12 protein-coding genes are annotated in these 14793 nt (G+C 68.2%); 5 read left to right on the plus strand and 7 right to left on the minus strand.

Annotation, left to right across the window (positions count from 1 at the left end):
• Positions 1-9 precede the first annotated feature (9 nt).
• Positions 10-1041 carry a LacI family DNA-binding transcriptional regulator gene (locus ASE16_RS05160; RefSeq protein WP_055894278.1) on the minus strand — a complete coding sequence of 344 codons (1032 nt, stop codon included), beginning with the start codon at positions 1039-1041 and terminating at the stop codon, positions 10-12.
• Positions 1042-1191: 150 nt separating this feature from the next.
• Here ASE16_RS05160 and ASE16_RS05165 point away from each other — a divergent pair, with 150 nt between their 5' ends.
• From ASE16_RS05165 to ASE16_RS05180, 4 genes are all read left to right on the plus strand, one after another.
• Positions 1192-2490, plus strand: a complete 1299-nt coding sequence (locus tag ASE16_RS05165; RefSeq protein ID WP_200949576.1) for an extracellular solute-binding protein — start codon at positions 1192-1194, stop codon at positions 2488-2490.
• A gap of 92 nt (positions 2491-2582) precedes the next feature.
• The gene (locus ASE16_RS05170) at positions 2583-3554 is read left to right on the plus strand and encodes a carbohydrate ABC transporter permease (RefSeq protein ID WP_235500375.1); all 972 of its coding nucleotides are present in this window, start codon (positions 2583-2585) and stop codon (positions 3552-3554) included.
• The gene (locus tag ASE16_RS05175; RefSeq protein ID WP_235500376.1) at positions 3551-4420 is read left to right on the plus strand and encodes a carbohydrate ABC transporter permease; all 870 of its coding nucleotides are present in this window, start codon (positions 3551-3553) and stop codon (positions 4418-4420) included. Before ASE16_RS05170 ends, ASE16_RS05175 begins: the two co-directional genes overlap by 4 nt.
• The gene (locus tag ASE16_RS05180) at positions 4417-6234 is read left to right on the plus strand and encodes a glycoside hydrolase family 35 protein (RefSeq protein ID WP_055891806.1); all 1818 of its coding nucleotides are present in this window, start codon (positions 4417-4419) and stop codon (positions 6232-6234) included. Before ASE16_RS05175 ends, ASE16_RS05180 begins: the two co-directional genes overlap by 4 nt.
• A 125-nt stretch (positions 6235-6359) precedes the next feature.
• On the opposite strand, the gene hpaD is transcribed toward ASE16_RS05180, so the two are convergent.
• The 6 genes from hpaD to hpaH all read right to left on the minus strand — a co-directional run bounded on the left by hpaD (position 6360) and on the right by hpaH (position 12892).
• Entirely contained in the window at positions 6360-7442 is a 1083-nt protein-coding gene (hpaD, locus tag ASE16_RS05185) for a 3,4-dihydroxyphenylacetate 2,3-dioxygenase (protein WP_157480161.1), read from the minus strand.
• 38 nt (positions 7443-7480) lie between these two features.
• Positions 7481-8977 carry a 5-carboxymethyl-2-hydroxymuconate semialdehyde dehydrogenase gene (gene hpaE / locus ASE16_RS05190; protein WP_055891810.1) on the minus strand — a complete coding sequence of 499 codons (1497 nt, stop codon included), beginning with the start codon at positions 8975-8977 and terminating at the stop codon, positions 7481-7483.
• A gap of 59 nt (positions 8978-9036) precedes the next feature.
• Positions 9037-9732 (minus strand): GntR family transcriptional regulator, encoded by a 696-nt coding sequence (locus tag ASE16_RS05195; protein ID WP_235500377.1) that lies wholly within the window; start codon positions 9730-9732, stop codon positions 9037-9039.
• Entirely contained in the window at positions 9714-11216 is a 1503-nt protein-coding gene (locus ASE16_RS05200; protein WP_055891818.1) for a fumarylacetoacetate hydrolase family protein, read from the minus strand. The genes ASE16_RS05195 and ASE16_RS05200 overlap by 19 nt, the downstream gene beginning before the upstream one ends.
• Before the next feature lie 96 nt (positions 11217-11312).
• Entirely contained in the window at positions 11313-12122 is an 810-nt protein-coding gene (locus ASE16_RS05205) for an HpcH/HpaI aldolase family protein (RefSeq protein ID WP_055891821.1), read from the minus strand.
• The gene (gene hpaH, locus ASE16_RS05210) at positions 12107-12892 is read right to left on the minus strand and encodes a 2-oxo-hept-4-ene-1,7-dioate hydratase (protein ID WP_055891824.1); all 786 of its coding nucleotides are present in this window, start codon (positions 12890-12892) and stop codon (positions 12107-12109) included. Before hpaH ends, ASE16_RS05205 begins: the two co-directional genes overlap by 16 nt.
• Before the next feature lie 294 nt (positions 12893-13186).
• Between hpaH and ASE16_RS05215 the strand changes: the two genes are divergently transcribed.
• Entirely contained in the window at positions 13187-14710 is a 1524-nt protein-coding gene (locus ASE16_RS05215) for an ABC transporter substrate-binding protein (protein ID WP_055891825.1), read from the plus strand.
• The last annotated feature ends 83 nt before the right edge of the window (positions 14711-14793 follow it).

The following is a 14793-nucleotide window of genomic DNA, read 5'->3' on the forward strand; positions in this document are numbered from 1 at the left end:
TCTAGCGGCTCAGTGGGGTGCTGCGGCAGTGGATGCGCGGACGATCAGACGGGGCTCGACGGAGGCCGGCGCGAGGGTGGTGCCAGGGTCGGCGATATAGCGGAGGAGGTGGGCGACGGCCAGACGGCTCATCTCCGGGAACGGCTGGGCGACGGTCGTGAGGGAGGGCGAGCAGTACTCCGCGAGGGCGATGTCGTCGACGCCGACCACGGAGACGTCCTCCGGGATGCGCTTGCCCAGCTCGTGGAAGGCGCGGATCACGCCGAACGCCATCTCGTCGCTCGACACGAACACCGCTGTGACGTCCGGGATGCGGCCGAGGATGAGACCGTTCTGGTAGCCGGAGGCCGGCGACCAGTCGCCCTTGAGCTCGGGAGGCGGCGTGATGCCTGCTGCCTCCAGGGTGCTGCGCCAGCCTTCGCTGCGGCTGACCGCATCCAGCCACTCCGTCGGCCCGGAGACGTGCCAGACGGTCTCGTGGCCGAGGTCGAGCAGGTGCTGCGTCGCCAGCTTGGCCGCCTGGGACTGGTCGACGGCGACGACCTCGGTGGATGAGGTGCGCGAACCGTCGATGGTGATGGTCGGGATGGCCTTGGTGAGCTCTTCGATGCCGCGGGTCACCTGGATGAGCGGGAGGGCGAGGATGATGCCCTCCACGTTCTGCTCGGCGAGGCGGGACATCGCGTCCTCGATCGCGACCGGTTCGAGCGACGGGCTGGTGGCAGCGCTCACCGCGTATCCGGCGTCGCGGGCGGCCTGCTCCAGGCCGGCGGTGACGGCGATGCGGGAGTACGAGTTGGTCTGCAGCAGCACGATCCCGATGGTCCTGCTGTGCCCGGACGACAGGATGCCGGCCGCCTTGTTCTTGCGGTAGCCGAGCTGCTCCACGGCGGCGAGCACCCTGGCGCGGGTCTTCTCCTGCACGTTGGGGTGGCCGCTGAGCGCCCGCGAGACGGTCTGGGCGGAGACGCCGGCCACCCGTGCGACGTCTGTCATGCCGGGCGGCTTCGCTGCCGCATCCCGCGCTTCGGTGCTGCTCATGGTCTCGATGATAGCGGGCGCATCTGCGTGTTCGCGCAGTTTCAGGGCGTTTCCGATCAATTCGAGTGAATGAGTTGTTATCGCTATCAATTCTATGCGACACTCACATCTCGAACCCGCTGAAGGGTGTCTGTGATCAAAGGAGAGGCAGTGAAGAAGTCAGCAGCAATCCGCATGGCGGGCGCGGCGGGGGCGATCGCGCTCGGCCTGATGTCGCTCGCCGGGTGTTCCGGCAGCACCGGCTCGTCAGAGTCCGGCAAGGCAACGGTCACGTTCTGGGGCTGGGCGCCTGGCTACGCCGACGCCGTCAAGGCGTTCAACGCCTCGCACTCGGACGTCACGGTGAAGTACCAGGAGGTGCAGCCGGGCTCCAAGGGCGGCTACCAGAAGATGCTCAACGCTGTCACGGCGAACAACGCCCCGTGCCTGGCGCAGGTCGGCTACGAGACCCTGCCGAGCTTCGCGGCGCAGGGCGCACTCGACGACGTCTCGCAGTATGCGAACGATGACAAAAGGGACTTCCAGCCGGCGGCCTGGAGCTCGGTGAGCATCGGGGATGCGGTGTACGGCGCTCCCGTCGACACCGGCCCGATGGGGCTGTTCTACAACAAGCAGCTGTTCGACTCGCTCGGCCTGACCGCTCCGACCACCTGGGACGAGTACAAGGCGGACGCCGAGAAGATCCACGCGTCCGACCCCAAGAAGTTCATCTCGTCGCCGTACCTCGACTACGACTACGCGGGGTTCGCCTGGCAGACCGGCGCCAAGTGGTTCGACGTGGACGGTGACGCCTGGAAGGTGACGATGGCGTCCGACGCCAACAAGAAGGTCGCCGATTACTGGCAGGGCCTCGTCTCCGAAGGCCTGATCAGCAGCGCGCCGATGTACGACCAGGCCTGGTACACCGGCCTCGGCGACGGCAGCATCGCCACCGTGGTCGGCGCCGTCTGGCAGGCGGGCGTGATCAAGGGCGGTGCGGCGGACGGCTCAGGCAAGTGGGCGGTCGCCCCGATGCCGCAGTGGTCGGCGGGCGACGACCAGGTCGGCAACGCAGGAGGCTCGGCGACCGCCGTGCTGAAGGGCTGCTCGACGCCGAAGGCCGCGTGGGAGTTCGCGCACTGGCTGAGCACGGACAAAGACACGTACAACACGCTCGTGCAGAAGGCGGGCCTCTACCCGGCCGCGACGGCGCTGACCGACCTGCCGGCGCTCACGGAGGGCGACCCGTACTTCGGCGGACAAAAGATCTTCGACGTGTTCGCCAAGGCGGCGCCGAAGGTCAACCAGGACTGGACCTGGGGTCCCGTCATGACGAAGACCGCCGCCGACCTCGACGACGGCCTCGGCAAGGCCTGGGCAGGGCAGGGCACCATCGCCGACGCTCTGAAGACCGCGCAGGAGAAGACCGTCGCGGAGCTGAAGAAGCAGGGCCTGACGGTCTCCGAGTAACACCACGTGGATGCGGTGGACCGGCCAGCTGGCCGGCCCGCCGCATCCATCGTCGACGAGCACGCGCATCCCGTGTGCGGAGAGAAGGAAACGTGACCGACCTGGCCGTCGCCGAGCATCGGGCGACCACCGCGACCCCGCCGGACGGCGGCAGGAGGCGAAAGACCATGGCGCGCGTGCGCCGGTCGTTCGACTGGCGGTCTCCTCTGCTGTTCCTCGGGCCGTTCGCCGTGCTGTTCCTGGCGATGTACATCGCCCCGATCGTCTACGCGTTCGTGAGCAGCCTGTTCACGGTCAAGCGTTCCGGCCTCGGGCTCACCGCGCCGACCCAGGTTTTCGACCCGTTCGCGAACTACGCGCACGCGTTCGCCGACCCCGATTTCGTGGCGTCGCTCGGCCGGGTGGCGCTGTTCGGCGTCGTGCAGGTCCCGCTGATGCTCGGCCTCGCGCTGGCGCTCGCGCTCCTGATCGACTCGAAGTCCGCGCGCGGCAAGGGCTTCTTCCGGCTGTCGAGCTTCCTGCCGTACGCGATCCCCGGCGTGAGTGCCGCTCTGGTCTGGTCGTTCATGTACTCGACCACCTCCAGCCCGATCAACCACCTGCTCGAGCCGCTGGGCATCCACCTGCCCTTCTTCGACGACGGGACGGTGCTGTGGTCGGTGGCGAACATCGTCACCTGGAGCTGGACCGGCTACAACATGATCATCATCTACGCCGCCCTGCAGTCGATCCCTGCCGAGGTGCTGGAGGCGGCGAAGCTCGACGGGGCGTCCGCGTTCCGCACGGCGTGGAGCGTGAAGATCCCGATGGTGCGCAGCGCGATCGTGCTCACGGCGGTCTTCTCGATCATCGGCTCAGCACAGCTCTACAACGAGCCGACCGTGCTGCAGCCCATCTCCGGCGGCTCTGTGTCGTCGACGTTCACCCCGATCATGTCGGCACAGGCCGCCGTCGGGGCGGGCAACTATCCGTACGCGGCGGCGCAGTCGGTCATCCTCGCGGTGCTCGTCGGCGTGATCTCGTTCGTGTTCTTCCGCCTCACCAGCAAAGGAGAGAAGGCGTGACCGCCATCAGCCCCCGCGGAATCCGGAGCAGGAGGGACACCTCGCCGCTCAGCCGCACGGTCGTGATGGTGCTCCTCGCCGTCTCCACGATCTACTTCCTCTTCCCGCTCTGGTGGCTCCTCGTCGCGGCGACCAAGCCGTTCGGCGAGCAGTTCTCCGGCAGCGGCCTCTGGTTCGACGGGTTCGGCCTGTTCGACAACCTGGCCAGGCTCACCGCCCAGAACGACGGCATCTTCTGGCAGTGGATGCTCAACAGCCTCGTCTACTGCGGGCTCGGCGCAGCGATCGGCACCGTGCTCTCCGCGATGGGCGGGTACGCGCTGGCGAAGTACGACTTCCCCGGCAGGGGAGCGGCGTTCGGCGTGATCCTCGCCGCCGTGCTCGTGCCGAAGATCCTGTTCACGCTGCCGCTGTACCTGATGTTCTCCGGCGTGCACCTGATCAACAATCCGCTCGCCGTGCTGCTGCCCAGCATCGTCAGCCCGTTCGGCGTCTACCTGGCGCGCGTGTTCGCGGCGCAGTCCGTGCCGGACGAGGTGATCGAGGCAGGACGGCTCGACGGCGCGAGCGAGTTCCGCATCTTCCGCGCCATCTCCACCAAGATGATGCTGCCCGCCCTGGTGACCATCTTCCTGTTCCAGTTCGTCGACATCTGGAACAACTACCTGCTTCCCGCGATGGTGCTCGGCGACGACCACATGCAGCCCGTGACCGTTGGCCTGGTCGGCTGGAACGCCAGCCACGTCGCTGTGCCGCCGCCCCTCGTGGTGATCGGCTCGCTGGTCTCTGTCGTGCCTCTCATCGTCGCGTTCCTCGCGCTGCAGCGGTTCTGGCGCGCAGGCATGACGGCGGGAGCTGTCAAGTGACGGTCGCGACCAGCACAGCGCTGCTGAGCTACCAGGACGGCGCGCTGCTGCGCGGGGGAGAGCCGCACCGCGTGCTGTCCGGCTCGATGCACTACTTCCGCGTGCATCCCGAGCAGTGGCGCGACCGGTTGGAGCGGCTGGTCGCCCTCGGGCTCAACACGGTCGACACGTACGTGGCGTGGAACTTCCACCAGCGGCACGAGGAGCGCGCCGCCTCGTTCGACGGCTGGCGCGATCTGGAGGCGTTCGTCCGGCTCGCGGGGGACGTCGGTCTCGACGTGATCGTGCGGCCCGGGCCGTACATCTGCGCCGAGTGGGACAACGGGGGACTGCCGGCGTGGCTCACCGGACGGGTCGGGATGCGCGCGCGCAGCTCTGAGCCGGCGTTCCTGTCCGCCGTGTCCACCTGGTTCGACGACCTCATCCCGCGGTTGGCCGCGCTGCAGGCGTCGAACGGCGGGCCGATCGTGGCCGTGCAGGTGGAGAACGAGTACGGCAGCTACGGCGACGATGCCGCATACCTGAGCTGGCTGCGCGACGCGCTGGTCGAGCGTGGAATGACAGAGCTGCTGTACACGGCGGACGGCCCGACCGACCTCATGCTCGACGGGGGGAGCATCCCCGGGGTGCTCGCGACGGCGACGTTCGGATCGAAGGCCAGGGAAGCGTCGGAGCTGCTGCGAACCCGGCGCGAGGGGGAGCCCTTCCTCTGCGCCGAGTTCTGGAACGGCTGGTTCGACCACTGGGGCGAGCTGCACCACGTGCGAACGGTGCTGAGCGCAGACGCGACGCTGGACGAGATCCTGGATGCGGGCGGCTCGGTGAGCATCTACATGGCGCACGGCGGGACCAACTTCGGGCTCTGGGCCGGCGCCAACCACGACGGGCGGCTGCAGCCCACGATCACGAGCTACGACTCGGATGCGCCGGTCGCGGAGCACGGCGCGGTGACGCAGAAGTTCCTCGCGTTCCGGGAACGGTTCGCCGCAGTGCGCGGCGGCGATGGTGCGGACGCGGCGCTTCCGCCCGTTCCGGCCGATCCGCGCATCCTGGCTCCGAGAGCCGTGCAGGTGGTCGCGGGCAGCGGGCTGCTGGCGGCGCTCGCATCCGCGCCGGCGACAGCGGTGCACGCGGCGCCGCCGAGCTTCGAGGAGCTGGGCATCGCATCGGGGCTGGTGCTCTACAGTGCGACGCCTCGGCTGCCGCGCGGCGAGAACACGATCACGGTCAGCGGACTGCACGACCGCGCGCAGGTGTTCGTGGACGGCGTGCTGCGGGGGACGCTGGACCATGACGGCTCCGTCCAGGTGACAGGCTCCGGCGTCCCCGTCCTGCTGCAGCTCCTGGTCGAGAACCAGGGACGCATCAACTACGGCCCGCTGCTCGGTCAGGGGAAGGGCATTCTCGGGGGCGTGCAGATCGGCCGCAGGCTGGTGCACGGCTGGGTCGCGCGTCCTCTGCCGCTGGACGAGTGGACGCCGGGCGAGCTCGCTGGCTTCTCGGCGGCTGCGCCTGCGCGGGATGCGGCTGCCGCCGGGTTCTCGACAGCGCGCTTCGTCCTCGGCGGGGATGAGCCGGCGGACGCGTTCCTCGCGCTCCCCGGCTTCGGCAAGGGCTTCGTCTGGGTGAACGGCTTCCTGCTCGGGCGGTACTGGGAGATCGGGCCGCAGGTCACGCTCTACGTCCCTGCGCCGCTGCTGTCGCAAGGGGAGAACACGGTGACGGTGCTCGAACTCGAGCACTCCGGCGCCACTGTCGAGTTCAGGGCGGAGCCGGAACTGGGCCCCTCCGAGGAGTACGTGGAGACCTTCTAGCCGCTCGGCCGAAGCCGAACAGCAATCGAGTCCGGACTTGTTCACGCGACACGCCGGTGTCAGGGGTGAACAAGTCCGGACTCGATTGTTTTGGGGGAGGGGGAGGAGAGGGGGGGAGGGAGCGGCTAGACCTGGGCTCCCAGCTTGAAGCCCTTTTCCTCGGAGTCTTCGCTCTTGCGGGTGTACGAGAAGCCGTCTGCGCCGATGGTGACCTCCATCTCGGAGTCGTCGGTGCGGGCGGTCAGCGGCTGAAGGTTGCCGTCGAGGTCGAGCACCGGCGATGCGTCGGTGTACCAGGACGGCACGACGGGGTTGCCCCACCAGTCGCGGCGCTGGTTGTCGTGGACGTCCCAGGTGACGACGGGATTGTCAGGGTCGCCGGTGTAGTAGTCCTGCGTGTAGATCTCGACGCGGTGGCCGTCCGGGTCGCGGAGGTACAGGTAGAACGCGTTGGAGACGCCGTGGCGGCCTGGACCGCGCTCGATCGCGTCGCTGCGGCGCAGGGCGCCGAGCTTGTCGCAGATGGCGATGATGTTGTGCTTCTCGTGCGTCGCGAAGGCGACGTGGTGCATCCGCGGGCCGTCGCCGCCTGTCATGGCGGTGTCGTGCACGGTGGGCTTGCGGCGCATCCACGCGGCGTACGTGGTGCCCTCCTCGTCCTGGATGTCCTCCGTCACGCGGAAGCCGAGGTCCTCCATGTACTTGACGGCGCGCGGCACGTCGGGGGTCACCTGGTTGAAGTGGTCGAGGCGGACGAGCGCGCCGGGCGTGTAGAGATCGTAGCGCCAGGCGAGGCGCTCGACGTGCTGCACGTCGTAGAAGAACTCGTACGGGAAGCCGAGCGGGTCCTCGACGCGCACGCTGTCGCCGATGCCCTTCGTGAACCCTGAGGCGTTGCGCTCGACGCGGCAGCCGAGCTCGGTGTAGAACTCGACGGCGCGGTCCAGGTCTTCCGGGGTGCGGACGCGGTATGCGAACGCGGCGACGGCGGCGACGGGGCCCTTGCGCAGCACCAGGTTGTGGTGGATGAACTCCTCGAAGCTGCGCAGGTAGACGGCGTTCTCGTCCTCCTCGGTCACGACCAGGTCGAGCACGTCGACGTAGAAGTCGCGACTGGCCTGCAGATCGGTGACGACGAGTTCCATGTACGCGCAGCGGACGATGTCCGGCGGGGTCGCCTTCGGGGTGGGGATGGCGGTGGTGGTCATCGGGGTGTTTCGCTTTCTCTTCGTTGAGGGGGTGTGAGTCAGTTGGCGCCGAAACGGGCCGTGTGCACCTGGCCGAGGGTGATGTGCACGGCCTGCTGGTCGGTGTAGAAGTCGATCGAGCGGTAGCCGCCCTCGTGGCCGAGACCGGACGCCTTCACGCCGCCGAATGGGGTGCGCAGGTCTCGGACGTTGTGCGAGTTCAGCCACACCATTCCCGCCTCGATGTTCTGGGCGAAGGTGTGGGCGCGCTTCAGATCGCTGGTCCAGATGTACGCGGCGAGGCCGTAGCGCACGCCGTTCGCGAGCTCCAGGGCCTCCTCGTCGCTGTCGAACGGGGTGATCGCGACGACCGGGCCGAAGATCTCCTCCTGGAAGATCCGCGCATCAGGGGCCACATCGGCGAACACGGTCGGCGCGACGTAGTTGCCGGTGTCGAAGCCCTCCGGACGGCCTCCCCCCGCGAGAAGACGGCCCTCCTGCTTGCCGATCTCGACGTAGCTCATCACCTTGTCGTAGTGCTCAGGGTGCACGAGCGCGCCGACCTCGGTCTTCGGGTCGTGCGGGTCGCCGACCACGATCTTCGCGGCGCGCGCGGCGTAGCGGGCGCAGAAGTCGTCGTAGATGCTGCGCTCGACAAGGATGCGGCTGCCGGCCGTGCAGCGCTCTCCGTTCAGCGAGAACACGCCGAACAGCGTCGAGTCGATGGCGGCGTCCAGGTCGGCGTCGGCGAAGACGACGGCGGGGGACTTGCCCCCGAGCTCCATCGAGAGTCCCTTCAGGTACGGAGCGGCGTTGCCGAAGATGAGCTGGCCGGTGCGGCTCTCGCCGGTGAACGAGATGAGCGGGACATCCGGGTGCTTGACGAGCGCGTCTCCCGCTTCCTCTCCGAGGCCGTTGACGAGGTTGAACACGCCGTCCGGCACCCCGGCGCCGCGGAAGATCTCCGCCCACAGGCTCGCGGACAGCGGCGTGAACTCGGCCGGCTTGAGCACGACCGTGCAGCCGGAGGCGAGCGCGGGGGCGAGCTTCCAGCTCTCCAGCATGAAAGGCGTGTTCCACGGCGTGATCAGACCGGCGACGCCGATCGGCTTGCGGTTCACGTAGTTGAGCTGCGAACCGGGCACCTTGAACGCGTCGTCCGACTGGGCGACGATCAGGTCGGCGAAGAACCGGAAGTTCTCCGCTGCGCGCTGCGCCTGGCCGAGCGCCTGGGTGATGGGGAGGCCGGTGTCGAACGTCTCCAGCTCGGCGAGGCGGGCATCCTGGGCTTCGACGGCGTCGGCGATGCGGTTCAGGATGCGGGCGCGCTCGCGCGGCTTCATGCGCGGCCACGGGCCGTCCGTGAAGGCGCGGGTGGCGGCGGCGACGGCGAGGTCAATGTCCTCCTTCTGCCCTGCGGCAGCGGTGACGTATGTCTGATTCGACACAGGGTCGAGCACGTCGAAGGTCGCGCCAGAGACGCTGTCGACGAACCGGCCGTCGATGAAGTGCTGGATCCTGTCTGGAAGATTCTCCGGAATGTAGTGCTGCGCCATGGGACGCGCGCCTCCTTCGGCGGTCGGTGATGCGGTGGATGCAGGTGATGCGGTGGGAGTCAGGTGTGCGGGTGCTTGTGCTCGTCCTGGTACGTATGGATCGCATCCAGCGTGGCCAGGCGGTGGCGGCGCGCGGTCAGCTCGATCTCCAGCGGCTCTGCGCCGTTCTCGATCAGCCGCAAGATCTGCTCGTGCTCCTCGACGGACTCGCGGGCGCGGCCGGGGACGAAGCCGAAGGTGGAGTCGCGCAGCACCCGCAGCCGGTTCCAGCCGCGGTGCACCAGGTCCAGGATGTGCGGGTTCGGGCACTCCTCGAACAGCACGGCGTGGAACTCCTGGTTGAGCTGCGTGAACCGGTGCGGGATGAAGTCGTCGAGGCACGCGATCATCTCGCGGTTGATCGCCCTGGCCCGGTAGATGTGGTCTCCGGTGAGCAGCGGAGCGGAGAGCTGGGTCGCCGCGCCCTCGACCAGGGCGAGCGTCTCCATCGTGTACGTGTACTCGGTGTCCTGCAGCAGGGCGACCTGAGCGCCGACGTTCTTCTCGAACGTCACCAGTCCCTCCGCCTCCAGCCGCCGGATGGCCTCGCGCACGGGCACGACGCTGATGCCGAGCTCGCCGGCGATCTGCCCGAGCACCAGCCGGAAGCCGGAGACGTATCTGCCGTCGTCGATCCTGGCCCTGATCCAGTCGTACGCGAGCTGGGACTTGCTCGGCGTCGCCGTCTTCACGGCGCCTACTGCTGTGTCAGCCACGCGCGGTACCTGTCCTTCCATTCGGCGTTCATCGGGAACAGCCCCTCGATCGGCTCGCCGGCAGCGACCTGCTGGGCGATGTACTCCTCTTCGCGCTCCTGTTCGAGCGCGTCGGCCACGACCTCCTCGACCAGCCCGGTCGGGATGACGAGCAGCCCGTCCGCGTCGCCGACGATCACGTCTCCCGGCTGCACGGCTGCACCGCCGCAGGCGACGGTGATGTCCGCATCCCACGGCACGTGCTTTCGGCCGAGGACGGCCGGGTGACCACCGGCGTGATAGGTGGGGATGTCGAGCGCTGCGACGATCGCGAGGTCGCGCACGCCCCCGTCCGTGACGATGCCCGCGGCACCGGTGACCTGCGCGCGGAGCGCGAGGACATCGCCGACGGTGCCGCTGCCGCGCTCGCCGCGGGCCTCGATGACGAGCACGTCGCCGGGACCGAGGGCGTCGAACGCGCGCTTCTGCACGTTGTAGCCGCCGCCGTGCGACGCGAACAGGTCTTCGCGGTTGGGGATGTAGCGCAGGGTCTTGGCGCGGCCGATCAGCTTGGCGTCCGGCCTCGTGGAGGTGAGGCCGTCGATCGAGACGTTGTCCAGCCCGCGCGTGCGCAACTGCGAGCTGAGGGTGGCGGTGGAGACGGCGGCGAGCTTGTCGCGCAGTTCGGCGGTCAGCTCGAACGGCGGGGTCACGTTCCCGACCTCGGTCGCAGGCTCCCTCGGCGCTGGGGTCGCGGCATCGCTCCGCGCTGCTGTGCTCTCCGCCACGCCCCATGCCTCGGACCGCTGCAGATCGTCGACGGCCGGCTTGGTGCCGAAGTCGCCGAACGGGACGGTGCCCGCCGTGATGCGGGTGACGAGGCGGCCGGTGCTCGGCGCATCCTGAGCGGTCGGCGCATCCACCTCGACCTCGACGACGTCGCCCGGCTGAGTGACCGACGAGCCGGCGGGGGTGCCGGTGAGGATGACGTCGCCTGGTTCCAGTGTGAGGAGCTGGGAGAGGTCGGCGACGAGCTGGCCGAACGGGAAGAGCAGGTCGTCTGTGGTGCCCTCCTGCACGAGTTCGCCGTTCAGCCAGGTGCGCACGCGGAGCGCGTCGGGGGAGACGGAGGAGGCGGGGATGATGCCAGGGCCGAGCGGCGTGAAGCCGTCTCCGCCCTTGGAACGCACGTTGGAGCCTTTGTCGGCGGCGCGGAGGTCGTAGACGCCGAAGTCGTTGGCCGCGGTGATGCCGGAGACGGCGGCCCATCCGTCCTCCGGCGAGACGCGGCGGGTCGGGCGGCCGATGATGAGGGCGATCTCGCCCTCGAATGCGAGCAGTTCCGTTCCTGCCGGGCGTTCCAGTTCCGAGCCCGAGGCGGCGATCGAGGAGGCGGGCTTGAGGAAATAGGACGGCGTGGCCGGTGTGCGACCGCGCTGCGCTGCACGGGAACGGTAGTTCAGGTGCACGGCGATGATCTTGCCGGGAAGGCTGATGTCGCTCACGGGGTGGTTCTCCTCGTCATCGGGGACTGTATCTGAGATTGTATACGATCTGGAATCGCTGCGCCAGTGCCTCTGCCCGTCCAGCGGGGGAGGCCGTCAGTAGCTGGTGCGGATCGCATCGGAGCCCTCGCCGATGTACCGGTCGGCCAGGGCCTCGGAGGCGCGAGCCAGCAGGGCGACATCGGCTCCGACCAGTACCCACGCAGCGCCGGCGGCGAGGTAGCGGTCGGCCGCCGCCGGGTCGAACGCGTTGACGCCCACCGGCTTGCCAGCCGCGACGCCGGCCGCGATGGCCGTCTCGACGGCGGCGATCACGTCCTGGTGCGTCTGCTGACCGAGCAGGCCCATGGATGCGGCGAGATCGGCCGGACCGACCAGCAGCCCGTCGACGCCGTCGACCGCGGCGATCTCGGCGACGTTGGCCAGCCCGTCCACGGTCTCGATCTGCACGTACAGCGAGACGAGGCCGTCGGCGCGGCCGAGGTAGTCGTCGATCCTGTTCCAGCGGGCGGAGCGGGCGAGCGAGCTGCCGACGCCGCGCACTCCGGCCGGCGGGTAGCGCACGGCCGAGACCATGGCCGCCGCCTGCTCTGCGTCGTTGACCATCGGGATGAGGAGGTTCTGCGCCCCGATGTCGAGGAGCTGCTTCACGATCACGGTGTCGCCGATCGGCGCCCGCACCAGTGGGGCCACGGGGTACGCGGCGACCGCCTGGAGCTGCGCGAGGATCGACTCCAGCCCGTTGGCCGAGTGCTCAGCGTCGATCAGGACGATGTCGAGTCCGGCTCCCGCGCAGATCTCCGCGACCAGCGCGCTTCCCGAGCACGCCCAGATGCCGAACTGGGGCCGGGATGCGGTGCGCAGCCGGTCGGCGAGGGTGGGCGTCGGCTCTAGACGAATCGGCATGTGATGGCTCCCAGGGTTCCGTAGTCGGCGTGGACGGTGTCGCCGCGCTCCACCCACATCGGGCGGGTGAAGGATCCGGCGAGGATGATCTCGCCGGCGTCGAGGGTCGTGCCGTGGGCGGCGAGCTTGTTCGCAAGCCAGGCGACCCCGGATGCCGGGTGGTCGAGCACGGCGGCGGCGACGCCGGACTCCTCGATGGTCTCGTTGCGGTAGAGCAGGGCGGAGACCCAGCGCAGGTCGACCGCATCCACCGCCACAGGGCGGCCGCCGACGACCATGCCGCCCATCGCGGCGTTGTCGGAGATGGTGTCGACGATCGTGCGGCCCTGCATCTCGATGCGCGAGCTCAGGATCTCGAGCGCAGGCACGACGTACTTCGTGGCGTCGAGCACGTCGTAGAGCGTGCAGTCCGGGCCGCTGAGCGGCTGGCCGAGCACGAAGGCGAGCTCGACCTCGATGCGCACGTTGGAGTACGCGTCGAACGGGATGACGGACCCGGTCTCGAACACCATGTCGTCGAAGATCACGCCGTAGTCGGGCTCCGTGATCCCCGTGGCCTGCTGCATCACCTTGGAGGTCAGGCCGATCTTGTGTCCGACCAGGCGGCGGCCTGCCGCGATGCCGCGTTCCTTCCACACGTTCTGGACCGCGTACGAGTCCTCGACGGTCATGCGGGGATGGCGGGCGGTGAGGAGGGGGACGGTTCCGCGGTCGCGCTCTGCGGCGGCCAATTCGTCCGCGATCGAGTGGATGATCGAGTCTTCGAGCACCGGGTGGTCCCTTCGTCGTCGGAGGTCCTGCCCGCAGGGGCAGCCATGGGGGAATCGTATATCATCCCGTACACCTTCGCGATTTCGCGGACGGACCGAGTCGTGAAAAGCTCGTCTCACCCCGTTTTTCTCCACAGGTTGTTTTTCTTGTCAACAACTGTAGAATTACCGCCACGACACAGCGATGTGTAGCCAACCTCGGTTGACGACCGGATCAGTAACTGCTGTGTCGTACGCCTGCGCAGCGTGCGATTGAAGTTCCACCTCCTGCCCTGCCAACCGAGAGAAGAAGACATGAAGAAAGCATTGATCGCGGTGGCTGTCGCCGCCGTGACCGCGCTTGCGTTGACCGCGTGCGGCTCCGGGGGAAGCGACACGAAGACCACGACCGGCGCGTCCGGCGGCCCGCTCAACATCGGGAACTTCGCCGATGTGACGAGCTGGGATCCTTCCCTCGCCGACATCGGATTCGACGGCCCGTACCTGTCGGCGGTCTACGACCCGCTGGTCAGCGTCGACGGGGACGGCAAGCCCACCCCGGCCCTCGCCACCTCCTGGAAGGTCTCGGATGACTTCCTGAAGGTCACCATGACCCTCCGCACCGGCGTGAAGTTCAGCGATGGAGAGGCGTTCGACGCGGCAGCAGCGGTGAAGAGCCTCGACTACCTGAAGAAGGGCGCCCGCTCCGGCGAGGCGTACGAGAACGTCTCGAAGTTCGTGGCGGTCGACGACAAGACGCTGGAGATCGACCTCACCAAGCGCGACGACACCCTCCTCTACTTCATGGGCATCGGCCGCAGCTGGATGATGGCGCCCAAGGCCATCGCGGCAGGTACGCTCGCGAAGACTCCGGAGGGCTCCGGCCCGTACACGCTCGAGTCGTCGAGCGTCGCCGGCTCCGAATACCACTTCAAGAAGGTCGCGAACCACTGGGACGCGAAGCAGTTCCCGTTCGACCCGCTGGCGATCTACCCGATCCAGGATGCGACGGCCCGCGACAACGCGATGGCTTCCGGTCAGATCAACGTGAACTACGCGGACGACACCGCGCTCAAGCAGGCCAAGGAGAACAACTGGAACGTCGCGGCCAAGGTGTCCGGCTGGGTCGGCCTGCAGTTCACCGATCGCGCTGGTGAGAAGTTCAAGCCGCTCGGCAACGAGAAGGTGCGCCAGGCGCTGAACTACGCGTTCGATGGTGCGAGCATCCTGAAGTCGGTCGGCAGCGGGGCCGGAGCCGTGTCGAACCAGGTCTTCCCCGACGGCACGCCTGGCAACGTGAAGAGCCTGAACAGCAAGTACACGTTCTCCATCGACAAGGCCAAGTCGCTCCTCGCCGACGCCGGATACGCCAACGGCTTCGAGCTGCACATGCCGATGTCGCAGGTCTTCCAGGTCTGGCAGCCCGTCGTCGACCAGACCTTCGGTCAGCTCGGCATCAAGGTCACCTGGGACGACATGCAGTACATGGACTACCAGAAGAACGCCCCGACGTACCCGATGTTCGTCTCCTTCCTCGCGATGGACTCGAACCCGGTCGCGACGGTGCAGCGCATGATCAACCTGCCGCAGTGGTTCAACCCGACCCCGCAGGTCGACAAGTTCCCGGACGTGCAGGCTCAGGTCGAGAAGGTCCTCTCCGCCGACCCGAGCGACCAGACCGCCCAGATCGAGAAACTGAACACCCTCGTGACAGGCAAGGCGTGGTTCGACGTCTGGTACCAGGCGAACAACAGCTACGTCTCCACGTCGAACATCCAGATCACCCCGGTGACAGGAATGATGTTCCCGACCCTGCGCCAGATCGCCGTCAAGGGCTGACGCACCCCCAGGCGGGCCGCGCGCGAGCGCGGCCCGCCATCCCCGTTCCACCCCACCCGTTCCACCCAGGCTCCGACAGGACA

The sequence above is a fragment of the Leifsonia sp. Root227 genome, from assembly GCF_001428745.1.
In the GTDB taxonomy this organism is placed as follows: Bacteria; Actinomycetota; Actinomycetes; order Actinomycetales; family Microbacteriaceae; genus Leifsonia.

Excerpts from the sequence above, each read along its gene's own strand:
- hpaE (WP_055891810.1), bottom strand. The coding sequence starts at position 8,977 with ATGGCGCAGCACTACATTCCGGAGAATCTTCCAGACAGGATCCAGCAC.
- ASE16_RS05160 (WP_055894278.1), bottom strand. The coding sequence starts at position 1,041 with ATGAGCAGCACCGAAGCGCGGGATGCGGCAGCGAAGCCGCCCGGCATG.
- ASE16_RS05215 (WP_055891825.1), top strand. The coding sequence starts at position 13,187 with ATGAAGAAAGCATTGATCGCGGTGGCTGTCGCCGCCGTGACCGCGCTT.
- ASE16_RS05205 (WP_055891821.1), bottom strand. The coding sequence starts at position 12,122 with ATGCCGATTCGTCTAGAGCCGACGCCCACCCTCGCCGACCGGCTGCGC.
- hpaD (WP_157480161.1), bottom strand. The coding sequence starts at position 7,442 with ATGACCACCACCGCCATCCCCACCCCGAAGGCGACCCCGCCGGACATC.